Raw genomic sequence first — 24,227 nt, 5'->3', positions numbered from 1 at the left:
TTAGCCGGAGCGTGCGAGCATGGCTGAATTTCTATTGCGCAAGTTATTGGCACTGGCGGCAACCCTGTTGTCGGTGTCGGTGATCGTGTTCCTGGCCCTGGAACTGAACATCGAGGACGTTGCGATCAACGTCCTCGGCCCCTATTCCGCCGCCGACCAGCGCGCTGCGTGGCTGGTGGAGCATGGCTACAACCAACCCTTCGTCTGGCGTTATCTGGTGTGGTTGAAGGATTTTGTCAGCGGTGACTGGGGCACCTCGGTGCACTTTCGTGAGCCTGTGATTGACCTGCTGCTGCCCAACCTGGGACAAACCCTGATCCTCGCCGGGCTGGCCTTGCTGGTGATGGTGCCGGTGGCCCTGACACTCGGCATTCTGGCAGGCATTCGACAGGGTTCGGCGGTGGATCGGCTGGTGTCGTTTCTGTCGATCGTCACCACTTCGATTCCAGACTTTGCCAGCGCGGTGTTCGTCTCGGCGATCTTCGTGTTCTGGCTCAACTGGCTGCCGGGCGTGAGCAGCATGAGCGACGGTTTCAACGCCGTGGAACTGGCGCTACCGCTGATGGTGCTGTGCCTGTTCGGCATCGGCTATCTGGCACGGATCACCCGGGCCTCGATGGTCGAAGTGATGCAGGCGCCTTACATCCGCACCGCCCGCCTCAAAGGCGCGTCCACCTCACGCATCGTGCTGCGCCATGCCCTGCGCAATGTACTGATCGCGCCGATCACGGTGATCATGTTGTACATCCCGTGGCTGCTGTCGAACGTGATCGTGGTCGAGGTGTTCTTCGCCTACAAAGGCTTCGGTTCGCTGCTCTACACCGCGTCGCTGAACCATGACGTCTACCTGATCGAAGCCTGCGCGATGATCAGCGGCATCGTGGTCGGCGCGACCAAAATCTTCTCGGACCTCGCCTACACCTGGCTCAACCCGCGCATCACCTTGCGCAGTCTTGGCGGAGGTGGCCAATGAACTTTCTCAACTCGTTCAAACATCCCTTGGCGTTGCTCGGTTTGCTGCTGGTCGGCGGCTGGGTACTGATGGCGCTGTTCGCGCCGTGGCTGGCGCCCCACGATCCACTGGAAAGCTTCACCCCGCTGCTGACGCCGATGACCCCGGATGGCAACGGCATGAGCTTCCTGCTGGGCACTGACATGATCGGCCGGGACATTCTTTCGCGGCTGATCTGGGGCACGCGCACCGTGTTGTTCTGGTCGATCCTGGCGACGCTGACCGCATTCGCCGTGGGCATCGCCATGGGCCTGTGCGCCGGTTACTTCAATGGCTGGGTCGATGCGCTACTGTCGTATGTCGCGGACACCGTACTGTCGTTCCCGGTGCTGGTGTTGTACATCGTGATCATCATCGCCCTCGGCGCCTCGGCGCTGAACATCCTGATTGCGGTGACCTTCACCAGCGCCCCGGCGATCTTCCGGATCATGCGCGCACTGACCATCGACATCCGCTCCCGGGACTACGTGCTCAGCGCCATCACCCAGGGTGAAAGTTCGCTGCGGATCATGCTGGTGGAAATCCTCCCCAACTGCGGCGGCCCGTTGATTGTCGATTTCTGCCTGCGCATCGGCTACACCGCGATCATGATTGGCGCCCTCGGTTTCCTCGGCCTCGGCCTGCCACCTCCCACGCCGGACTGGGGCGGCATGATCAACGAAGGCCGCAGCATGGCCATCGCCTTCCCGCACTTGGTGATCTTCCCGTGCATTGCCATCTCCACCCTGATGCTGGGCCTGAGCCTGTTGGCGGACGGTCTGGACGAACACGCCCAGAAAGGCACAAGGAGTTGAGCATGAGCCAACAACAGAACCTGCAACAAGTGCTGCGCGTGGAGAACCTCTCCATCGAACTGCCCGCCGGCGCCGACCGCAGCCACGCCGTCAAGGGCATCAGCCTGGACGTGCGCAAGGGCGAAATCCTCTGTGTGATCGGCGAGTCCGGCTCCGGCAAATCGGTGCTCTCGGCAGCGATCATGGGCGACTACGCCAAGGGCCTGCGCCACAGCGAAGGGCTGATCGACTTTCTCGGTGACGACATCTGCTGCATGGACGAACACTCGTTGCGCCGGTTGCGCGGTAACCGCATCGCGATGATTTTCCAGGAGCCGATGGCGGCGCTGAACCCGGCAATTCGCATCGGTCAGCAGGTCGAAGAGATCTTCGACATTCACGCTCCGCAGATGCCTGCCACCGAGCGCCGCGAACGCATGCTCGCCCTGCTCGACTCCACCCAATTGCCCGACCCGCCACGGATCGCCAACAGCTTTCCCCATCAACTCTCCGGCGGCCAATGCCAACGGGTGGTGATTGCCATGGCGTTGGCGATGAACCCGGACTTGCTGATCGCCGACGAACCGACCACAGCGCTGGACGTGACCACTCAGGCCCAGGTGCTGAAACTGGTGCGTGACCTGCGTGGTCGTGGTCAGCACGGCATTCTGTTCATCACCCACGACTTCGGCGTAGTGGCGGAAATCGCCGACCGCATTGCCGTGATGGAAGGCGGCGTACTGGTGGAAATCGGTGAGCGCGATCAGGTGCTGAACGCACCGAAGCACCCGTACACCCGCAAGTTGATCGCGGCCGTGCCGGCGTTGCACCCCGAGTTGCATGCGCCGTCTGCCGATGGTGAGTTGGCGCTGCGTATCGAGCATCTGACCAAAACCTACAACGTCGGCGGCCGTTTGGTGCCGGCGCTCAAGGACGTCTCGCTGCAACTGCCACGGGGCAAGACCCTGGCGATTGTCGGCGAATCCGGCTCGGGCAAGAGCACGCTGGTGAAAGCGGCGATTCGGCTGGTGGAAAGCGACAGCGGCCACGTCTGGGTCGGTGACACGGATTTCCTGGCCTTGCGCGGTTCGGCCCTGGCGGCCAATCGGCGGCGCATCCAGATGATTTTCCAGGACCCTTACGGCTCGCTCAACCCGCGCCATCGGGTCGGCGACATTATCGCCCGCGCTGCGCAACTGCGCGGGTTATCGGCCAGGGATGCATGGACCGAGGCCGGCGACTTGCTGGAACAGGTCGGGCTCAAACGTGACGCCCTCAAGCGCAAGCCACGGCAGTTCTCCGGCGGCCAGCGCCAGCGCATCGGCATCGCCCGGGCCCTGGCGATGCGCCCGGAAGTGCTGATCGCCGATGAAAGCGTCTCGGCGCTGGATGTCTCGGTGCAAAAGCAGGTGCTGGAGTTGCTCGCCGAACTGCAGCAACGACTGAACCTGAGCATTTTGTTCATCACCCACGACTTGCGGGTGGCGGCGCAGATCAGTGACTACATCGCGGTGATGCGCCAAGGCGAAGTGGTGGAATACGGCACGGCGGAACAGGTGCTCTTGCGCCCGCAAAACACCTACACCCAGACCTTGCTGGCGGCGGCACCCGGCGCTTCGGCGATACCGGTTGTTCCCGCTATTACCCCCCCGTTGAGGCTGATCCGACCTCAGGCCAACTGAGTCAATAACCCTTTCCCCAGGCCGCGGCGTTCGCTGCGGCATGGGCTGCTGTTGCCAACAATAATCAGAAAATCGGGAGTATCACAGTGCGCACACACCACCCTCGCGCTATCCGTTTCATTGCTCTAATTCCTGTGCTCGGAGCTTTCGCGGCGCCTGCCATGGCGGTTCAGGTGACTGACAACCTCGACCTCGGCGGCGCCGTTCGTGCGCGCTGGGACTATGACCCGGACCGCGACATCCAGACGTTCAACTTCGACACCGCATTCCTCACCGCCAAGTACAACTCCGACACCTGGATCGGCGCGGCCAAGTACCGATTCTACGGTCGGTCCTACCCTTACAAGTACACCAACAATGTCGGTGACATCCAGTTCGCCGAATCGGCGTGGGTCGGCTACAAGTTCAACCCCGACCAGCAGATCCAGGTTGGCCTGAACCAGGTACCGTTCGGTTTGCAGCCGTACTTCGGCAGCACCTTCTACGAAACCCTGGGCAACGTCGTGGGCCTGGAAGACGTGGAGCAAATCGGCGCCAAGTTCATTCAGCAAAGCGGCGACTGGAACATCCAGGCCGGTTACTACCTGCGCCCGGCGTGGCAAGGCAAAGGCACCAGCAATGGCGATACCTACTCCAGCGTTGTGTCCAAAGCCGACAGTTACGTCACCGACGGCAGCAACAACCAGGAACGCAACACCGTGGTGCTGCGAGTGGCCAAGGCGATGGACCTTGGGCCGTGGAAATCCGAAGTCGGGATCTCCGGCCTGACCTCGACCCTGGAAAACAGAGACACCAACAACAACGGCCGCCGTAACGCCGTGGCCGTGCACTACATCGGCAAGAACGGCCCGTGGGGCGTGCAACTGCAAGCGGCGCGTCAACAGATGTCCCCGCGCAACCCAGGCACCGATGAACTGGTGACCCTCGGCGGTTACGACGGCACCTTCAACGTCGCCAGTCGCGGCAACCTGTACGTGGCGGACGTGAGCTACGACGTCGGCGGCAAGTACCTGTTCGATCAGATCAGTGGGGTGAAGCTGTATGCCAACTACAGCGCCTTCGACAAATCCGCCGACGACTTCAAGACCTCGCAACGGATGATCCTCGGCACCTCGTTCTCCGTCAGCAAACTGTGGATCGCCACTGAATGGCTGTACGGCAAGAACGACCCGTACATCGGTGGCAGCAGCTACACCCAGAGCCTGGGGGCCGGCGGTAGTAATCAGTGGGAAAACCAGTTGTACATGAACATTGGGTATTACTTCTGATCCGGATTTTTTGGCGCCCTTGAAGGCGCCTTCGCGAGCAAGCTCGCTCCCACATGGGGTCTGTGGTGTGTTGAAAATTGTCGGCACACCGAAGACCACTGTGGGAGCGAGCTTGCTCGCGATGGCGTCAGCCCAAACAACACTTGCATCAGTCCATGCCAGAGGAGTCAGATACGCCCTACAAAACATTCGCCAAAAACAATAAACCTGTCCCACATCGGCGTCAGGTGCGGAGTCAGCCTTTCATGCGTCAACTGCCCTCGCTCAACATGCTGCGAGTCTTTGAAGAAGTCGCGCGGCATCGCAGTTTCAGCCAGGCGGCGCTGGGTCTGAACGTCACCCAAGGCGCGGTCAGCCGTCAGATCAAGCAACTCGAAGACTATCTCGGTGTAGCCCTGTTCATTCGCACGCCTCAGGGCCTGTCGCTGACCGAAACCGGCACCGCCCTTTCCCCCCATTTGAGCAACGCCTTCGACCACATCGAACGCGCCCTGCAAGCGGTGCGTGTACCTAACCTGCGCCAGCGTCTGCGCATCGTTGCGCCACCGACCTGGGCCACACGCTGGTTGTCGGCACACTTGCGCACCTTCTGCCAACGCTACCCGGACATCAGCCTGAGCGTGACCCACCAAACCGGCCACGACAACCTCGCGGAAATCGACTGCCACATCCGCTTCGGCCTCGAAGCCGCCAGCCATTGCAGTAGCCAGTTGCTGGTGATGGAGCGGCACATGGCAGTGGCCAGTCCGGAGTTGTTCGTCGACGGCCAGCCGCCTGACTTGCGGCAGTTTCCACTGCTGCACATCCTGCACGACGGCAAGCGCTTGAAGGTTTGGGAGAATTGGTTGGCGGCAATGGGCCGTGACGATATCGATGCTGCGCAGGGGCTGGAATTCAGCACCCTGGATCAGGTGATCCACACCGCCCTGGCGGGTGGTGGTTTGGCGGTGATCGACCGGCAGATGATCGAAAAGGAACTGGCCAATGGCAGCCTGCTGCCGATCACCCCGGTGGAGGTGGTTGGACCGTATGGTTATTGGCTGGATGTGGCAAACGACAAACAAGGGTTATCGAAGGTGCGGTTGTTTACGGAGTGGTTGGGGTTGGTGAGTAATCCTTAGGACACCAATGCCCCCTGCGGGAGCTCGCTCCTACAGGGGTTTATGGCTGTGCCTTAGAGGCCGCCCATCAACAGGTATTTGATTTCCAGGTAGTCCTCCAGACCGTACTTCGAACCCTCGCGACCGAGGCCCGATTCCTTGATGCCACCGAACGGTGCAACTTCTGTGGAAATGATTCCTTCGTTGATCCCGACCATGCCCGCTTCCAGACCTTCGGCCATGCGCCACACGCGGCCGATATCGCGGCTGTAGAAGTACGCCGACAGCCCATACGGCGTGTCGTTGGCCCGTTGCAGCACTTCGGCTTCGTCCTTGAAGCGGAAGCATGCGGCCACCGGGCCGAAGGTTTCGTCCTGGGCGATCAGCATGTCGCTGTTGGCTTCGGTGAGGATGGTCGGTTCGAAGAACGTGCCACCGAGCGCATGCCGACGACCACCGCACAACAGCTTGGCGCCCTTCTCCAGAGCGTCACCGACATGCAGTTCAACCTTGGCCAATGCCGCTATGTTGATCAGCGGACCTTGCTCGGTTTCACCGTCCAGCGCACTGCCGACACGCATCGCCGCGACCGCTTCAGCGAGTTTGCTGGTAAAGGCTTCGTACACGCCGTCCTGAATGAAGAAACGGTTTACACAGACGCAGGTCTGCCCGGTGTTACGGAATTTCGAGGCCATGGCGCCTCTGACGGCGGCGTCCAGATCGGCGTCGTCGAAGACAATGAACGGCGCGTTGCCGCCCAGTTCCAGCGAGACCTTTTTCAAGGTGTCGGCGGCCTGGCGCATCAGCAGTTTGCCGGTGCGAGTTGAGCCGGTGAACGACAGTTTGCGCACGATGCTGGAGGCTTGCAGCGCCCCGCCAATCGCCACCGCGTCTCCCGAGACGATGTTGAACACGCCGGCCGGAATGCCCGCCTGCTCGGCCAGCACCGCGAGGGCGAAGGCTGACAGCGGGGTTTCTTCAGACGGTTTGAGGATCATTGTGCAACCCGCCGCCAGCGCCGGACCGACCTTGCGGGTGACCATCGCCAACGGGAAGTTCCACGGGGTGATCGCCGCGACCACGCCGATGGCTTCCTTGACCACGATGATTCGTGCGTCGGCCTTGTGGCTCGGAATCACATCACCATAAGCGCGCTTGGCTTCTTCGGCGAACCACTCCAGGAAGCTTGCGGCGTAGACCACTTCGCCCATGGCTTCGGCCAACGGTTTGCCCTGTTCGCGGCTGAGCAAGGTGGCCAGGTCCTTCTGGTTGCTCAGCATCAGCTCGCTCCAGCGCTTGAGCCGTTGGCTGCGTTCCTTGGCGGTCAGTTTGCGCCAGGCCGGCAAGGCACGATTGGCGGCTGCGATGGCGAGGTTGGTTTCTTTTGCACCGGCCTTTTGCACCTCGACGATGAGTTCGCCGTTGGCCGGGTTGAGCACCTGATAAGTCGCGCCACCGCTGGACCATTGGCCATCGATGAAATTGCCGTTACGGATCAGCGCGCTCATGCCACAGCCTCGGTCAGATTGAAGCGCTCCAGACCCGGACGGGCCGAGCGCAGGATGCGACAGCCTGCGGTGTAATCGTTGATTACGTCGCATGGGGTGTAGTTGCGCTCCAGCTCATGCAGTTCTTCAGCATCGAGCCTGGTCTCCAGCGCCGCCAGGGCACTGTCGAACTGCGCGGTGGTGTCGGCGCCCACCAGCATGCAATCGACACCCGGATGGTTGGCAACCCAGGCCTGGGCGATCTGCGCGTTCGACACACCACGGGCACGGGCCACGCGTTGCACCGAATGAGCAATCTCGAATGAGGCTTCGTCGCTGTACATCTGCTGGGTAAAAAAGTCGGTCTGGTTGCGGGTCGATTGCACGTCGCCGGTCAGCAGCCCACGGGCCAGCGGACTGAACACCGAGACGCCGAGGCCTTGATCGCGGCAGAACGGGATCATCTCGCGTTCTTCTTCGCGGTAGGCGCAGTTCAGTTGCAGCTGCATGTTGATCGGCTTGACCCAACCATTGCGTTCGCAAGCCATGAGGATCTTTGCCAGTTGCCCGGTGAGCATGGTCGACACGCCGATATAACGGGCCTTACCGGAACGTACGATGTCGTTCATAGCGCTCATGGTTTCTTCAACCGGGGTGTTCACGTCGAAGTAATGCAGCATGAACACATCGACGTAATCCATGTCCAGACGCTTCAGCGACGCATCGATGCCGTCCATGATGTGCTTGCGTGAATGGCCGCTGGCATTGATGCCGTTGCGGGTGCCGTAGCCGACCTTGGTGGTGATCACCAGGTCTTCGCGACGGGCCAGGCGCTTGACGATGCGCCCTACCACTTCCTCGCCGACGCCAGCGGAATAGAAGTCCGCCAGGTCGATGAAATTCACCCCGTTGTCCAAGGCGTGAGCGACGATCGGCTCGCTTTGCTTCTCATCGAAAATCCACGGTTTCCAGTCCGGGGTGCCCATGTTCATGGTGCCCAGGCACAGGCGGGAGACTTGCAGGCCGGAATTGCCCAAACGAATGTATTGCATGGCGCGAACCTCAGGCTTTTGGGGTGTAGAAAGGGTTGCTGATGTGATCGACCACATCCGCCAGTTGCGCTGTTTCCGGCTTGCCGGTCAGGGCGGCGCGGATCGCTGTGCGGCAGGCGTTGTAGTTGTTCAGGTACACCGCATCGAGGTCATCGCAGGCCGGGTTGACCCAGTTGGCCGTCACGATGGCCCATTCGTCTTCGGCTTCCGGTGGCAAGGTGCCGTCGAGCAACGCTTCGAGCACAGCCTTGGCAATCCCGGCCTGAGACGCGCCCCAGGTGGCGTTACCGTGCAGGTCGCTGCTGATCGCGGCTTTGTTGACATAAAGGGTCATCGGCTTGACCGGGATGTTCGGCTGGGCGATCACCATGAACGGGCAATGCCCCTGGCTCGGCGATGCCAGGCTGTTGGCAAACGCCTGCCCCACCGGACCGTTGCGCGGGCCGATCAGAATGTTGATGTGCGCGGCGTTCACGCCAGGGCCTTCGAAACCTTCACCGATGTACAGGTCGAGTTCTTTCATGGGGCATTACTCTTTTTGGATTTTTTGGGGTGATCAGAAGTGCACGCGGATCGTGAAGATCGCGGGGCAAATATCGGGGTTCGAAGAGCGCAGCACAGGGCTGGCGAGGACGCGGCAGTGAGGATCAGTCATGGTTGCAAACGCTCTTTTTTGTTGTTGATGAGCTGTGTTTGCGATTTTTTAACACCGGGGATTCGGGAGGTTGTAACCATTAAAAGTCATGGGGGCATGAGTTCTGGTCATACCCAGCGAACTCAAGGGCGGTGTTCATGATGGGTTACGACCTGCGCAGTCTAGTCCCCAACAGCTATACGATCCGGTTCCACCCAGAGCCAGCCGACTTGTAGGGGTAAAAACGCAGACAAATAAAAAGGGGTCGCGAGATAAAATCTCGCGACCCCTTGAATTATAGCGCCGTACGGGCGCGACCATGATGCAGCGTCAGAGCGCCTTTAGCGCACGTTCGACGCTGATAGCAAGCGGCGTGGTTGGCCTCCCGATAAGTTCAGCCAAGGCGCGCTCGTTCCCGTAGAGAGCCCCCAGGGAGGCGCTGACGTCATAGGAAGCCAATGCTGCGGCAAGACCCTTCGGCAAGCCAACACCTTCGAGCGCGGCGGCGTAGTCGGCTTCCGGGAGGTTGCGGTAAGGGATGTTCTTGCCGGTCTGCTTCGAGATTTCCGCCGCCAGATCAGCCAGCGTCCAAGAGGTATCGCCAACCAGTTCGTAGGTAGTGTTTGCATGGCCGTCAGCAGTCAACACCACTGCGGCGGCTTCGGCCAGATCCTCGCGTGTCGCTGACGAAATCCGGCCTTCGCCTGCACTACCAAACAGCGCGCCATTAGCCAGCGCCACACCAGCGAAACCTGTGTAGTTTTCTGTGTACCAACCATTGCGCAACAGCGTGTAGGAAAGTCCGGACGCCTTGAGGGTAGCCTCGGTTGCGCGGTGTTCGTCGGCAAGTGGCAGCACGGACGAGTCAGCGTGCAACACGCTGGTATAGACAATGCGCTTGACGCCGGCCCTCTTCGCCGCCGCAATGACGTTGGCGTGCTGCACGGCGCGCTGACCGATTTCGCTGGAGGAGATCAACAGCAAGGTTTCCACTCCGGACAACGCCGCATCCAGCGTCTCGGTCTTGGAATAGTCGAACGCCCTTGCCGCAACGCCCAGCGCTTCTGCCTGTTCCGGCTTGCGCACCAGGGCAAGAATGCTGCTCGTCGCGGTTCGCTGCTTGAGGTTCTCGATGACGATGCGGCCCAGTTGGCCGGTGGCTCCAGTAACGGCAATGCTCATGAGGTCACTCCTTGGTGAACGGAAGGGTTGAAGAAATAGCCATAATCGACTGTAGGATTCAGGGTGCGTTGCGGGCAACTTAGGCCTCTGGCCGCTACTCATCGATTGCCTCCTGGTAGCGCCAGGTTTGATGGATCTAGTCCGTCATTTGAGCATCACACTTCAGATTCAGACTCCCAACGGCGAAACAGCACGCTGGCGTTAACACCGCCGAAACCGAACCCATTTGAGAGCGCATGCGTGATCGACAACTGCCGAGAGTTGAGTGCGACCAGATCAAGGCCGCCGGCCGCCTCATCGGGATGATCGAGATTCAGCGTGGGCGGCACCACCTGGTCGCGAAGCGCTAGTACGGTGAACACAGCTTCAATGCCTCCAGCCGCTCCAAGCAGATGCCCGGTGGCGGACTTGGTCGAGCTGATCGCGACGCTAGAGTCGCTCCCGAATACCGAGCGAATCGCTGCCAGTTCGCCTTTGTCACCGACCTGCGTGGAGGTCGCATGTGCATTGATATGCTGCACCTCGGCAGGACTCACAGCCGCCTGGCGCAGTGCCTGTTCCATGGCGCGGCGTGCGCCGCTGCCGTCCTCCGGACCCGCCGTCAAGTGATAGGCATCGGCACTGGTGCCGTAACCGACCAGTTCCGCCAGTGGCTTGGCTCCACGAGCCAACGCATGCTCCAATGACTCGATCACCAGTAACCCGGCACCTTCGGACATGACGAAGCCGTCACGGTCGCGATCAAAGGGACGTGAAGCCTGCTGTGGGTACTCGGCAAAGCCAGTTGATAGCGCGCGGGCCGCCGCAAAACAACCCAGGGTCACACGGTCTATCGCTGCTTCGGTACCGCCGCATATGGCGATATCCGCCTCACCACTTCTGATGATTCTGGCCGCATCGCCGATGGCTTGTACCCCAGCAGCACAGGCCGTTACCGGAGCGCCGAGCGGCCCTTTGAAACCGTGCCGAATGGATACGTGCCCGGCCGCCATGTTGGCGAGAAAAGACGGCGCAGTGAACGGCGACAATCGGCGAGGACCACGCGCATCGGTGGTGCGGACAGCGTCGGCAATCGCACCAAAGCCCCCCACGCCCGATGAAATGATCGTGGCGGTCCGCTCCTGGTCTGTGACATCGGTCGGATGCCAGCCTGCCTGCTCCAGAGCTTCGTGCGCTGCCACCAATGCGAACTCGATGAAGCGATCCATCTTCTTGCGATCCTTGGCCGAGATGATGCGCTCCGGGTCGTAACCCGCGATGGCATCATCTTCTAGAGACGGCACCTGGCCGCCTACTGCAACGCCCGTACCCTCAGTAATATCGTCGGGCAGGTTACGGATGCCAGAACGCCCAGCCAGCAGTCTCTTCCAGACTTCTTCTACTCCGCACCCCAGAGGCCCGACAATTCCGACGCCCGTGACCACGATTCGCTTTTGACCTTCGAGATTAATCATTGAACCCTCTTCATTTTTCAGTCGACGCCCACGCTATGGCCTATGGCTAAAGCTTTGTGGTGAGGTGAACGGCGAGAGGACGGGATGGTGTCCTATCCATTAGGCTTGCTTGCTTATTCGCTGTTTCGGTTTGACCCGTATTGTCAGGACGGATCTTGAACCAGATGGCGTACATCGCCGGCAGGAACACCAGCGTCATGATGGTGCCGACGAACGTGCCTCCGATCAGCGTGTAGGCCAGCGTCCCCCAGAAGACGGAATGGGTCAGCGGGATGAACGCCAGGATTGCCGCGAGTGCTGTCAGCAGTACCGGGCGGGCACGCTGTACCGTGGCTTCGACCACTGCGTGAAACGGGTCCAGGCCTTCTTGGGCGTTGTGATGGATCTGCCCGATCAGAATCAGCGTATTGCGCATCAAAATGCCCGACAGCGCGATCAGACCGACCAGGGCGTTGATACCAAACGGCTGCTGGAAGATCAGCAGCGTTGGCACCACGCCAATCAATCCCAACGGCGAGGTGAAGAACACCATGATCATTGCCGAGATAGAACGCACCTGGACAATGATGATCAGCAGCGTCAGGGCAATCATGATCGGAAACAACGGCAAAATCGCTTTACCGGCCTTCCCCGATTCCTCGATCGCACCCGCCTGCTCAATCCGGTACCCGCCAGGCAGCTTGTCTACGATCGGCTGCAGCTCCTTCATGATCACGTTCGAGACGTCCGGTGGCTGCAAGCCTTCGGCAATGTCGCCGCGCACGGTGATAGTCGGCGTGCGGTCACGGCGCCTGAGGATCGGATCCTCCATACGCACATCCACCTCTCCGACCTGGGACAGAGGGATACGCTGACCCGCCGCGCCGACCAATGTGAAGCCTTCAATCCGAGCGGGATCGAGCCGGATATTCCCCGCGGCGCGACCAACCACCTGCACTGAACGAATGTCTTCACGAACCGCCGTGATCGGCACTCCGGCCAGCAGGAATTGCAACTGCTGGGCGACTGCACTGGATGTCAGTCCAACCGCCTGCAAGCGATCCTGATCCAAGTTGAAATGCAGCGTCGGCGTCAGAGGGCCCCAGTCGCTGTTGACCGTCCTCATCATCGGGCTGGCTTGCATGACATCTTGTACACGACCCGCGATCTCGCGAAGCTTCGTCGGGTCAGGCCCCATCACCCGGTAGGCCACCGGGAATGGCGAATACGGACCAAACACAATTTGAGATGCCCTGACTCGGGCCTCTGGGGCGAGGCCTGCAGCGACCGCTTCGCGAAGACGGAACTTGAGGGTTTCTCGTGCCTCCTGACTGTCCGTCAGCACCACGATTTTGGCGAACGATGGATCGGGCAGTTCTGGCGCCATCGCCAGGAAGAAACGCGGCGCGCCCTGCCCAATATAGGCCGTGACGATTTTTGCCTCTTCCTGCTGTTGCAGCCAGGCCTCGACCTTTGCAGCAGTGGCACTGGTCTGCTCGATGGAGGTTCCGTAGGGCATTTGCACCTCGACCATCACCTCGGGACGGTCCGAGGTCGGGAAGAACTGCTTCTTCACCAGGCTCATGCCCAGAACTGCCACGAAAAACAGCGTGATAACCGTGCCAGCCACCAGCCATTTGCGGGCGATGACGCGTGTCAGAACCCGGCGGAAGCGGTTGTAACGGGGGGTGTTGTAGATAGCCGCATGCCCACCCTCGACCTTCTTGATGTCTGGCAACAACTTCACTCCCAGGTAAGGGGTGAAAGCCACCGCGACGACCCAGGAAGCGATCAGAGCAATGCCGACGATCCAGAACATGTTGCTGGTGTACTCGCCGGCAGTGGACTGGGCGAAACCGTTGGGCATGAAGCCAATCGCCGTTACCAGTGTACCGGAGAGCATTGGCGCGGCCGTATGACTCCAGGCATACGCGGAGGCTTTGATTCGGTCGTAGCCCTCTTCCATTTTCACCACCATCATTTCGATAGCAATGATCGCGTCGTCCACCAGCAGTCCCAGCGCCAGAATCAACGAGCCGAGGGTAATACGGTCAAAGTTCTTTCCGGTGGCCGCCATCACCACAAACACTATCGCCAGCGTCAACGGTACCGCCGCGGCGACCACGAGGCCTACCCGCCAGCCCATGCTGAGAAAGCAAACAAGCATCACCACAAGCAGCGCGACAAAAAATTTGACCATGAACTCGCCAACGGCCGAGTCAATGTTCACGGCTTGATCAGTGACCTTGGTCAGCGTCATGCCCAGCGGCATGCCTTCATTTATCTTCGTCGTCTCGGCGTCCAGCGCCTTGCCCAGGTCCAGGCCATTCCAGCCCTCGCGCATTATGACCCCCAGCAACAAGGCCTCTTCGCCGTTATTGCGCACCAGGAAGGTGGCAGGGTCTTCGTAGCCTCGTTCAACCGTCGCCACGTCCGAGAGCTTCAACGTGCGCCCCTGAATCGCCAGGGGCGTGTCACGAATTTTCTCCAATTTATCGAAAGCACCATCCACCCGCAGGAAAACCTGCGGCCCGTTGGTTTCGATGGAACCGGCGGGTGTGAGCACGTTCTGGCTATTCAGCGCGGCGAAGATGTCCTGGGGAGAAACGCCCAAGGTGGCCAGTCGGTCATGGGAGAAGGACACAAAAATGCGCTCGGCTTGCTCACCGATGATGTTGACCTTCTTCACGCCCGGCACATGCAACAGTTGTTGGCGCAACGACTCAGCATCACGCACCAACAGTCGCTGCGGCTCGCCTTTGGCTTTCAAGGCGAACAGCGCAAACGTCACGTCCGAATACTCGTCGTTGACCAATGGCCCGATCACACCCGCCGGTAGCTTGGTGGCTTCGTCGTCGAGCTTTTTACGCGCCTGATAAAACTCTTCCTGCACCTGTGAGGGTGGCGTTCGGTCCAACAACGACACCATGGTGAAAGCGAGACCGGGCCGCGTATAGGTTTCCGTGCGGTCGTACCATTTCAATTCTTGCAGGCGTTTTTCAAGTGGCTCTGCTACCTGATCCTGCATCTCCTGCGCCGTGGCGCCCGGCCACGCGGTAATGACCGTCAACTGCTTGACCGTAAACGGAGGATCTTCCGCACGCCCCAGCTGGAAGAACGCCAGGGTGCCTGCAACGGCAATCAGGAAGATCAGAAACACCGTAATAGATCGCTCACGAACGGCGATCGCGGAAAGATTGAAGCGACCCTCGCTCATGGACGCCCCCCGGCAACTTTTTCGTCATCCTGTTGAGGCAATCTCACCTCTTCACCTTCGCGCAACAGATGTGCGCCTAACGCTACGATCTGCTCGCCGACTTTGAGGTCGCCCGCGACTCGCACTGTGTCGTCGCTCAAACCCAGGACTTGTACAGGTCGCCAGGCCACCTTCGCCGGTATACCGGTGATGACCCACACGCCAGTGCCTTGGCCTGGGTCATAAACGGAAGCGATCGGTACTTGCAGCCCCTGCCCTTGCGTGACGCCTTCAGCGATCCGAAGCGTGACGGTCGAGCCTATCGGTGCATTGGCCAGCGCGCCCTCAAGCACATACCGCGCTTCGAAGGTGCGTGTCATGCGGTCGGCCGAGTCAGACAGCAGCCTCAGCTTCGCTGTAACAACATCCGTGGTATTGCCATAAAGCGTCGCCTGCGCAGTGGATCCTGCTGCGGGGCGCAACGTCTCGGGCAGGTGCACGATGGCTTCGCGCTGTCCTGCCCGCGCCAGTCGAACCACGGGCTGTCCCGGGCTGACAACTTGTCCGGGCTCGGCGAGCGTCTCCACCACCACGCCGTCGGAATCCGCGAGCAGCACCGCATAACCAGAAGCGTTACGGGCAACGTCAGCCTGCGCTTCAGCGGCGCTAAGCTGCGCCTTTGCGGTATCCGCTGCGGCTTTGATCTGGTCATAGGCCGATGCGGAAATAGCACCTGCGGCGACCAGGTCGCGGTATCGCGCCTCGTCATCTGCTGTCTGCTTGGCTCGGGCCCGAGCGGCTATGACCGACTCTTGCTGTGCTCGCGCCTGCAACCCCAGGTCGATTGGGTCGAGGCGCATGAGTGGCTGACCACGTTTAACGGTCTGACCGGTGTCGACCAAGCGCTCAAGTATCTTGCCTGACACCCGAAAGCCCAGGTCGCCCTGCACACGGGCAGCCACCACGCCCGTGAAAGAACGTGAGGTGTCGGAGGAACCCTGAACCGTTCCAGGCCTTACCAGAGGAGCGTGCGTGCGCGGATCGTCAACGTTGGATGAGTCGCCACATGCCGTCAGGACGAGAGGCAACAAGCAAACGGCAATGGGGAAAGGTCGAAGCCGGCGCATAGGTTCCCTTACTTAAAAATAGGACGAGCACCAGATTCTCAGCCTAGTGACCACTTGTGTCAATAGTCACCATCCATGCAACATCCAGCTTCTCAAGCTCAACACAGGAACCGCCACCACCAAAGGATAAAACCAAAAATCCGCTCAAATCACCTCAATTGACAGGATGTGACTATTGAGTAATATGGTCACAAATATCCTCGATTGAAGGAATCTCAATGCCTCCCCTCCGTCCAATTGCTCTTTTGGTCATTGCCGGCTTATTTGCAGGTTGCGCGGTCGGTCCGAACTACCATCGTCCCGACGCTCCGCTTTCGGATCATTACTTGGGTCAGCCTTCTGTCGAACAGCGACCTGGAGCGAAGCCGACCAGCCTTGTAGCGTGGTGGGAAGGCTTTGGTGATCCAGTACTAACCGACTTCATCTCCAAGGCGCTTGAGCAGAACCTCGACCTGGCACAGGCGTCGGCGCGAGTCACACAGGCACGGGCAGGACTAGGCGCCGCAAATGCCGCTTTATTACCCTCGGGAAACATCAGCGGCCAAGCCGCGCGCTCCTACCAGTCAATCGAGACCCCACTCGGCCAGGTGTTGAACTCAACGCCTGGCTATGATCGGTACGGAAGTTCCTACGAGGTCAACCTCGATGCTAGCTGGGAGGTGGACGTCTTTGGCGGACTGCGACGCGGACGCGAGGCTGCACTGGCCGAGTACCAGGCTTGCGAGGCGGGTGTCGCTGCCACACGACTGGCCATCGCCGCGCAGACCGCTGATATCTACATCACCATCCGTGGATTGCAGACCCGGTTGGACATTGCGAACCGACAAGTCAAAACGCAGCAGGAGCTACTAGAGAAAGTCCAATTGCTCTACAGCAAGGGCCTCGCCGCCAACTATCAGGTTCGTCAGACTGAGGGGGCACTATCGCAGGTCCAAGCGACAGTACCGGCCCTGCAGACCGGCCTGGATGCTGCCATGAATGCACTGGATGTCATGCTCGGCACGCCGCCAGGCACTCACCGCACGCAATTGGCAAATATGGGGAACATTCCTCTAGCGCCGCAGATAAAGGCCACGGGAACGCCGGCCGATCTGCTGCGCCGCAGGCCAGATCTCATTGTTGCTGAGCGCCATCTCGCAGCCTCAAACGCACGCATCGGGGAGGCGATTGCTGAGTACTACCCGAAATTCTCCCTTAGCGCATTGCTGGGCAGTGCCACGGCTGTATCCGCAGGCAACCTTTTTACCGGCGGTGCCAGCCAGTCGGCGGGCGTATTGGGGCTACGCTGGAGACTCTTCGATTTCGGTCGCATAAACGCCCAAATCGACCAGGCCAAGGGACAGGAAGCCGAAACCCTGGCCGCTTACCGTCAGTCTGTGCTGCGCGCCACCGAGGATGTCGAGAACGCGTTCTCCTCACTGGTAAATCGGGAAGCTCAAGCAACCACCCTCACCGAGGGAGAGGCGTCTCTGACGCAAGCTCGCCAATCGTCGTTCATTGCCTATCAGAAAGGTACGGCCAGCCTGATCGATGTCCTTCATGCCGACGAGACGATGCTGCAGGCTTCCGATGCCCGAGCGCAAGCACGAACGGAATCGGCACGGGCGGCGGTCGCGGCATTCAAAGCGCTTGGTGGTGGCTGGCAACCTCCTGAAGCCCAGCCTGTAGCGACCCGATGACTTAACCAGATGACGCGGCACTTAATGCACGCCCCCCTCCTCTTTCAGCTATTACCCAACCCGAGAGCGGGCTTCGCTCACCGACTGACGACCATTGGTCTCAGGCCGTTCTGTTGCTATGCGGTCAGCAGCCAATTGCTCAATAGAAACCAACCGGAGAACAGCGAAATGAAATCGAACGAGAATTCCTGGGTGCTCATCACAGGCGCATCAAGCGGATTTGGCGAGGAGTTTGCCCGGCAATACGCAGCGCAGGGAAAATCGCTAGTCCTGGTAGCAAGAAGGCTGAGTAAGCTCGAAGCGCTATCGGCGCAGTTGCGCGAACGTTTCGGTGTTGATGTGATCGTCGAACAAGTAGACCTTTCCTCGATCCCGGCGATCATCGAACTGCATGAGCGACTCAGCGAACGCAATATAGTGATCGATGTGCTCATCAACAATGCGGGTCATGGATTGCAGGGGCCTTTCCTGGATCAGCCTCTGGACCACTCACTGACCATGATTGATCTGGATATTGCCAGCCTGACAGCCCTGACACGCCTTTTCGCGGCCGACATGCGAGCCCGCAAACGTGGGCACATCCTGATGGTCGCAAGCTTGCTGTCCTTCCAGGGCGTGAAGAATTTCGCCGTTTACTCTGCCGCGAAAGCCTATGTTCTTCGCTTCTCTGATGCGCTTCATCGTGAACTGAAAAATGACGGCGTCGTCGTTACCGCACTTTGCCCTGGGATGTCAGATACCGGATTTGCAGAAAGCGCCAAACAACGGATCACACCGGCCTTAAAGAGGGTAATGATGCAGCCTCAACCCGTCGTGCGTGCAGGAATCCGTGCACTGCAAGCCGGACGTATGAGTGTGGTGCCGGGTTTTGGCAACAAGGCCATTACTGTCTTGACTTGGGCCACGCCTCGTCGGTTTCATCAGAGCCTTATGGCACAGGTGATGGGAGTCTGAGGGGCGACAAAGAGGCCTTTTACCTCAGGGGAAAGGCCCGAGATGTGTTCTTAAAGGTCGGGAGGCAACGCGTGCTCCCGACAGGACATTTATCGTGTAACAGCACTCAATTAGAAGCGGTAACTAACAGACGTACCGAGCCCGCTCGCACTGTTCTTGTATTTGGCACTGTATGCACCTCTGGTCGGCGAGGTGTCGTTGACCTGCACGCTCTCTTCCCACAGGTAAGAGTAAGCAACATCGATCGTGACATTATCCGCCGGCGTCCAGCCAGCACCGAAGCTGACAACCTTCCGGTCGCCCGTAGGAATGCGCGGTCCACGATTGGTGTTATTGGTCGGTGACTGATCGACCGAAAAGCCTGCGCGAAGTACCCATTGGTTGTTCAGTTGATATGCCGCACCGATAGCATGAGCCCACGTATCGTGCCAATTCTGTTCTTCGGTAATGGTGCCCAGCGCACCGCTCAACGCAGGGGGTAAACCTGTGTTCTCGATGGTTAACGCTTTGAAGCGACTCCAGCGAGTCCAGGTGCTCCCCACGTATAAGGTCCAGTCGTTATTAAGCTGATGAGTCACCGAGAAATCCACTGACTCCGGGGTATCCACATCCAGCGAAGCGTCATAACTGCGGCCGCTGACCCCCAACACGCTAAAGATGCCGTCAGTGACCTTGGTTTTGGCATCCAATTGATAACTGACTTTGGAATGGTAGGTCATGCCCAAACGGGTTCGGTCTGTAGCCTGCACCAAGATACCGGCGTTAAAACCGAGGGCAGTGTCGTCACCCGTGCTTTTGAGTTTTCCGTCATTGCGACCAGGGCTAAGCGGATTGGGCACCATACCGGAAATTTCACCACCGATACGGTTGATGGTCGGACCGAGCCCGATCGAAACTTTGTCGTTGAAGGCATAGCTGACAGTGGGCTGGAACGTAAGGGTCGTGACTTCGCTTTTGTTGGCGTAGTAACGCCCGGCGAAACCGCTGCCATAGTCAGTCATCAGACCGAAAGGCACATAAAAACCTACACCGAACGCCCAATGCTCATCGATCGGTTTGACGTAGTAACCCATAGGCACGGTGGTGGTTGGCACCATGTCGCCGTCTTCCTGGCCGCCGAATGTACTGCGGGTGTGGCTTATGTCGGACTTGGCGAAAAGAGTCGCCGCCCCCACGCTGACCTGTTCTCTTTTCAAGCGAAACATGCCCGCAGGGTTACCGAAGACCGTACTCGCATCTTCAGCGGCGGAAGAACGACCGGCAAACCCGGCCCCCATCCCACTGATGCTTTGTTCATTGAGAGCGAAGCCGCTTGCAAAAACGTTTGAGGATGCGAGCACGACAGCAAGGCCAAATGGGGACTTGAGCACTATTTTTTTCATTGTTTGGACTCTATGGGTATCACTGAGATGAAGCATTAGAAGCGATGGACCACCATATTTATTCATATGACCATATCAGTCAATGGTCACACAACAGATAAATAAAATGCCCTTCGACGGATGGAAGAAGGGCAAAGTGAAAAGCCGTTTGGGATCTGACGCGTACCGCCGTATGCGATAAACCTTTAGCCAAAGGTCAAGGCATGAGGCTACGCAAGATGAGATTGGAGGTAAGCGTGGGCGCCTCCTCGACGAAATCGAGGTTGTACTGCAGCAGCAAAGGGTTGACGAATGGCCGCAGCGCGAGATGTATCGCTTCTACTGTCTCGTCCAGCGGAGTCTTGCGTTCAAATTCGCCAATCTCTCGCCCCTCTCGCACGATTTGCAACACGAAGCGTTTGATCTGTGCGTCATAAGCCTGCGAACTGGGCCAGCTTTCCGACGCCGCGAACGCTGCAATATCATAGAGTTTTCGGTCGTTAAAAAACAGATTCACACCTGTGGCGATCACCGTTTTGACCAAACGTCGAAAGCGCTCCGTCGGCGACAGGTCTTCTACATTGATAGCCTGCTCCACAGCCGCGACGATTTCTGCCAGACAATTTGCGCAGATTGCTTCACCGATCGCCTGCTTGGAATCAAAAAATTTGTAGATGTAGGCCTTGGAAAACCCGATGGCCTTGGCCAGGTCGGAAACCGTGGTTTTGCCGTAGCCGTATTGACTGAAGTGTTCGTTGGCCGCCGCGACAATCTGGTCTCGAATGTCGTGATCGGCTGGGCCACGGGGGCTGGGCGAAGATATTGATGGCTGATTCATGGGAATAGCTTACTCACCCTATCGAGGACTTACAAATTGTGACCAAACAAATATATAGTCACAAATCTAACGTTTGGAAACCACAGTTGATCTGATTTGAAACGAGCTGACGTTTTGAGTAGTCCAACATGGCGCATTAGCGTTCCAACAGCTCATTGTCGCTAACGCTAGACAGCTTTATCCCCTTTGCCTCGTGCTGATGACGAAGCTCAGCCCAGTCTATAAGGGCAGGGTTTCACAGACGGCATCTGCAAAGACCAGTTACTGACCGCTGCACAGCACCTGTACAGGCACCTCCATCCTAAAAACCTTCATCGAAGCGGAACGAGGCGCCGTAGGCAGAGTCCGGTAAATGGTTAGCGCCATCGTTCCGTAACCGCGAACGGAAAGTACCGCTCTGTGGTTCAGTACGATACAAGCCACGCTTTTGCAGTTCAGGAATGACCAGCTCAACAAAGTCTTCGAGGCTGCCTGGGCTGATCAGCGGGTTGAGCATGTAGCCACTGGTGCCGGAAATTCGGGCGTGCTCCTCGATCCGATCGGCCACTTGTTGCGGCGTTCCCACCAGAATCAGATCACTGCCCCGAGTGACGTTGGCAAAGCGCTGTTTGACATCGCCAGCAGTCAAGGGCTTGCCACTGCCATCAGGCCGCATCACATAGGAAGTCATGCCTTCGGTGTGAGTGGATAACGCATCGCTGTCCGCGTAGCGGCTGATGTCGATACCGGTATCACCGGCATAACTCACCAGTTGCGCCTGCAAGTGATAGTTGCTTTGCAGTTCGTCATATTTGCGTTGGGCTTCGATCTCGGTCCTGGCCGTAACGATGCGCAGGACCGTCAGAGATTTAACATCCTCCGCCTGACGCCCCCGTGCCCTGGCCTGCGCCCATATATCTTCCAAGCCCTGGCGAATCTCCAGCGGGTTGGATTTGGCGATGAAAATCAGTTCGGCGTGCTTGGCCGCAAACTCTCGACCACGGCCTGACCAACCGGCCTGAATCAGCAAGGGTGTGCGTTGTGGTGATGGAGAAGTCAAATGCGGCCCGGCCACCCGGTAGTGCTCGCCAACATGGTTGATTGGTCGCACGCGATCGCCCTTGGCATAGATCTGACGAGACTTGTCAGCCACCACGGCATCGTTTGCCCAGCTGCCTTCCCAGAGCTTGTAAACCACATCGAGAAATTCATCTGCGCGTTCATAGCGATCATCGTGCTTGATCATCTGCTCCAGGCCGAAGTTGCGAGCGGCACTGGTCAGATAGGAAGTGACGATGTTCCAGCCGACCCGGCCATTGGTCAGGTGATCCAGCGTGCTGAAGCGCCGGGCATGGGTGAAAGGATGCTCGTAACTGGTGGTGACAGTGACGCCGAAGGCCAGGTTTTCCGTCACGGCAGCTAATGCCGGGATGATCATCAACGGATCGTTGGCCGGTGCTTCCACCGCCCACTTCATGGCCGCATCGGCATTGCCACCAAACACATCGTAGAAGCCCAGCACATCACCAAAAAACAGCATGTCGAGATGAGCCTGGTCGGCGATGCGTGCCAGGTTGGACCAGTAGCCCAGCGAGTTGAAGGTCAGTCGCTCGTCAGCCGGATGCGTCCAGAGGCTCGGCGCGCCGCCACAGCCAACACTGGCTTGCTCGTATAACGCAAACAACAGAGGTTTTGGATCGGACATCGTAGTACCTGTAAAAAGTCATTAAACGCGCGGGTCAGCGCTGATGCTTGAAACCTTTGCCGTAGTGGCGTTCAAGACGGTTCTGAATCAACTCCAGCCCAATGGACAGGAGCCAATAGATAACGGCTGCGGTGGTGAGCATTTCGATGTAGCGGTAGGACGAGCGACCGTACGACTGCGCCAGGAACATCACTTCCCAGACGCCCATCACCGATATCAACGAGGAGTCCTTGAGCATTGAAATGAACTGACTGGTTGTCGGGGGAATGATCGTGCGCATGGCTTGCGGCAGGACGATGTGCAGGAACGTCGCCGCCGGCCTCAGCCCCAGAGCCATCGCCGCTTCGCGCTGTCCGGGTGCTACAGCCATGATGCCAGCACGAAAAATCTCGCTGAGGTAGGCACCATAATTGAGCGAGAGCGCAATGATCCCCGCACTGATTGCGCCAGGAACAACACCCAACTGCGGTAGACCCAGATAGATCAGCAGAATTTGAATCAGCAGCGGAGTACCGCGAAAAAAAGACGCATAGAAACTGGCAATGCCGAAAGCCACTGCACTGCGAGACAGGCGCGCAAGCGCCGTCACGAAACCAAGGAGCAACGAAAACCAGATCGAACAGAAGCACAAAAACAGCGTCAGTGCGGCGCCTTGCAAGAAACCGTTTGGCCCCAAATGCAGACCGACCAGATTGGGCAACTTCTCCAGAATGATCGAGAACTTCAGATCGAAGCTCATGAAAAACATGACGCACAAGCCGAACAGCGCCGCCCAGGTCAAATACAGGCGAGTACGAAAACCGAATAGCTGGCTAAAACGGTGCGGTACGGGCTCGGGTGCAACAGTCGCCTTTGCAGGGTGTGGATTGAGGGCTGTCATTGGCTGATGTCGGCACCGATCCACTTTTGCGAAATCTTGCTCAACGTGCCGTCAGCCTTGAGTTGAGTGATGACCTCAGTGACTTTGTCATTCCATTGAGGGTCGCCCTTTTCGATCGCTACCACGTTGGGCTCTGCATACAGTGTGTCGCCAGCAATTTTAAAGCGAGGATCCTGAGCGATGCGTTCGCGAGCAGTGATGAGGTTGGTGACCATGGCATCCAGGCGCACGCCCGTGCCCAAAGCCAGATCCTGGAAGGCTACCGTTTCGTTGTCGTATGGCGCGATCTGGACGCTTTCGAATGGATAACTCAATGGCTTGTCCTCGGCACCTTCAATCACCAGCTCTTTGTTCAAATAGGCTTCATAGGTCGACGCACTGATCACACCGACTTTTTTACCTGACAGATCCTTTCCCGTGACAATGTTCTTGTCTTTGGCATTCACCACGATCACGGCCGGTGACTGGTAATACTCGACCGGGAAGTCGAACACTTCGGCCCGTGCCTTGCTCGGGCTCATCGAGCAGACGCAGATGTCATATCGTCCGTTCCAGCGTCCGGCAGCGATGACATCCCAAGACGGTGTTTGCAGCTTCAGTTTCACCCCTAGCCGTTGCGCAACGGCCTTGGCGACATCGACGTCAAACCCGTCCAGTTGGTTCTGTTCATTGAGAAAGGAGAATGGTGGATAGCTTTCCATCAGGACGCCGGTCAGCTCCCCGCTGCTGGTTACGCGATCCAGAGTGGAGCCCGCGAACGCCGTCGAGCATGTAGCCAATAATGCCAAGCCAAAAGGTAAAAGCGCCTTAGTTTTCACAGACAAGTGCTCCAATCGATTCAAAATACTGAATAGATTAAAACGCACTATAAAAATAGTTTGTACT

General features: G+C 58.7%; 19 protein-coding genes. 7 read left to right on the top strand and 12 right to left on the bottom strand.

Annotated features, from left to right (window positions below; all coding sequences use genetic code 11):
• Positions 1-19: 19 nt before the first annotated feature.
• The 5 genes from BK659_RS14890 (at position 20) to BK659_RS14870 (ending at position 5,856) form a co-directional block, all read left to right on the top strand.
• Positions 20-973, top strand: coding sequence for an ABC transporter permease (locus tag BK659_RS14890; RefSeq protein ID WP_123425797.1), 954 nt, complete (start codon positions 20-22; stop codon positions 971-973).
• Positions 970-1,806, top strand: coding sequence for an ABC transporter permease (locus BK659_RS14885; RefSeq protein ID WP_123425796.1), 837 nt, complete (start codon positions 970-972; stop codon positions 1,804-1,806). Before BK659_RS14890 ends, BK659_RS14885 begins: the two co-directional genes overlap by 4 nt.
• Positions 1,807-1,808: 2 nt before the next feature.
• Positions 1,809-3,467, top strand: a complete 1,659-nt coding sequence (locus BK659_RS14880; RefSeq protein WP_123425795.1) for a dipeptide ABC transporter ATP-binding protein — start codon at positions 1,809-1,811, stop codon at positions 3,465-3,467.
• Between the two features lie 161 nt (positions 3,468-3,628).
• Positions 3,629-4,735: a hypothetical protein gene (locus BK659_RS14875; protein WP_404942534.1), complete on the top strand. Its 1,107-nt coding sequence runs from the start codon at positions 3,629-3,631 to the stop codon at positions 4,733-4,735.
• Positions 4,736-4,980: 245 nt separating this feature from the next.
• Positions 4,981-5,856: a LysR substrate-binding domain-containing protein gene (locus BK659_RS14870; protein WP_123425793.1), complete on the top strand. Its 876-nt coding sequence runs from the start codon at positions 4,981-4,983 to the stop codon at positions 5,854-5,856.
• Between the two features lie 53 nt (positions 5,857-5,909).
• Here BK659_RS14870 and BK659_RS14865 read toward each other — a convergent pair whose 3' ends face one another.
• From BK659_RS14865 to BK659_RS14835, 7 genes are all read right to left on the bottom strand, one after another.
• Entirely contained in the window at positions 5,910-7,343 is a 1,434-nt protein-coding gene (locus BK659_RS14865; RefSeq protein WP_123425792.1) for an NAD-dependent succinate-semialdehyde dehydrogenase, read from the bottom strand.
• Positions 7,340-8,374, bottom strand: coding sequence for an aldo/keto reductase (locus tag BK659_RS14860; RefSeq protein WP_123425791.1), 1,035 nt, complete (start codon positions 8,372-8,374; stop codon positions 7,340-7,342). Before BK659_RS14860 ends, BK659_RS14865 begins: the two co-directional genes overlap by 4 nt.
• Positions 8,375-8,384: 10 nt before the next feature.
• Positions 8,385-8,897, bottom strand: coding sequence for a formaldehyde-activating enzyme (gene fae / locus BK659_RS14855; protein ID WP_123425790.1), 513 nt, complete (start codon positions 8,895-8,897; stop codon positions 8,385-8,387).
• Between the two features lie 441 nt (positions 8,898-9,338).
• A complete protein-coding gene (locus tag BK659_RS14850) occupies positions 9,339-10,190 on the bottom strand; it encodes an SDR family oxidoreductase (protein WP_123425789.1) in 852 nt (283 codons plus the stop codon).
• A 155-nt stretch (positions 10,191-10,345) separates the two neighbouring features.
• Positions 10,346-11,644: a beta-ketoacyl-ACP synthase II gene (fabF, locus tag BK659_RS14845; RefSeq protein WP_123425788.1), complete on the bottom strand. Its 1,299-nt coding sequence runs from the start codon at positions 11,642-11,644 to the stop codon at positions 10,346-10,348.
• Positions 11,645-11,690: 46 nt separating this feature from the next.
• Positions 11,691-14,840, bottom strand: a complete 3,150-nt coding sequence (locus tag BK659_RS14840) for an efflux RND transporter permease subunit (RefSeq protein WP_123425787.1) — start codon at positions 14,838-14,840, stop codon at positions 11,691-11,693.
• A complete protein-coding gene (locus BK659_RS14835) occupies positions 14,837-15,946 on the bottom strand; it encodes an efflux RND transporter periplasmic adaptor subunit (protein WP_123425786.1) in 1,110 nt (369 codons plus the stop codon). Before BK659_RS14835 ends, BK659_RS14840 begins: the two co-directional genes overlap by 4 nt.
• A gap of 218 nt (positions 15,947-16,164) precedes the next feature.
• Here BK659_RS14835 and BK659_RS14830 point away from each other — a divergent pair, with 218 nt between their 5' ends.
• Both BK659_RS14830 and BK659_RS14825 read left to right on the top strand, forming a co-directional pair.
• The gene (locus BK659_RS14830; RefSeq protein ID WP_123425785.1) at positions 16,165-17,625 is read left to right on the top strand and encodes an efflux transporter outer membrane subunit; all 1,461 of its coding nucleotides are present in this window, start codon (positions 16,165-16,167) and stop codon (positions 17,623-17,625) included.
• A 168-nt stretch (positions 17,626-17,793) separates the two neighbouring features.
• Positions 17,794-18,579 (top strand): SDR family NAD(P)-dependent oxidoreductase, encoded by a 786-nt coding sequence (locus tag BK659_RS14825; RefSeq protein WP_123426085.1) that lies wholly within the window; start codon positions 17,794-17,796, stop codon positions 18,577-18,579.
• A 110-nt stretch (positions 18,580-18,689) separates the two neighbouring features.
• Here BK659_RS14825 and BK659_RS14820 read toward each other — a convergent pair whose 3' ends face one another.
• The 5 genes from BK659_RS14820 to BK659_RS14800 all read right to left on the bottom strand — a co-directional run bounded on the left by BK659_RS14820 (position 18,690) and on the right by BK659_RS14800 (position 24,160).
• Complete coding sequence (locus BK659_RS14820) at positions 18,690-19,961, bottom strand: OmpP1/FadL family transporter (RefSeq protein WP_123425784.1); 1,272 nt, start codon at positions 19,959-19,961, stop codon at positions 18,690-18,692.
• A gap of 196 nt (positions 19,962-20,157) precedes the next feature.
• Positions 20,158-20,778, bottom strand: coding sequence for a TetR/AcrR family transcriptional regulator (locus tag BK659_RS14815; RefSeq protein ID WP_123425783.1), 621 nt, complete (start codon positions 20,776-20,778; stop codon positions 20,158-20,160).
• A gap of 301 nt (positions 20,779-21,079) precedes the next feature.
• The gene (locus BK659_RS14810) at positions 21,080-22,462 is read right to left on the bottom strand and encodes an LLM class flavin-dependent oxidoreductase (protein WP_123425782.1); all 1,383 of its coding nucleotides are present in this window, start codon (positions 22,460-22,462) and stop codon (positions 21,080-21,082) included.
• A 34-nt stretch (positions 22,463-22,496) separates the two neighbouring features.
• Positions 22,497-23,342: an amino acid ABC transporter permease gene (locus BK659_RS14805; protein ID WP_123425781.1), complete on the bottom strand. Its 846-nt coding sequence runs from the start codon at positions 23,340-23,342 to the stop codon at positions 22,497-22,499.
• On the bottom strand, positions 23,339-24,160 hold the full coding sequence (locus tag BK659_RS14800; RefSeq protein ID WP_123425780.1) for an ABC transporter substrate-binding protein: 822 nt from the start codon (positions 24,158-24,160) through the stop codon (positions 23,339-23,341). Before BK659_RS14800 ends, BK659_RS14805 begins: the two co-directional genes overlap by 4 nt.
• Positions 24,161-24,227: the final 67 nt, after the last annotated feature.

It is taken from the genome of Pseudomonas brassicacearum (assembly GCF_003732225.1).
Taxonomy (GTDB): Bacteria; Pseudomonadota; Gammaproteobacteria; order Pseudomonadales; family Pseudomonadaceae; genus Aquipseudomonas; species Aquipseudomonas brassicacearum_E.
This window is presented reverse-complemented; position numbering and strand designations above follow the sequence as displayed.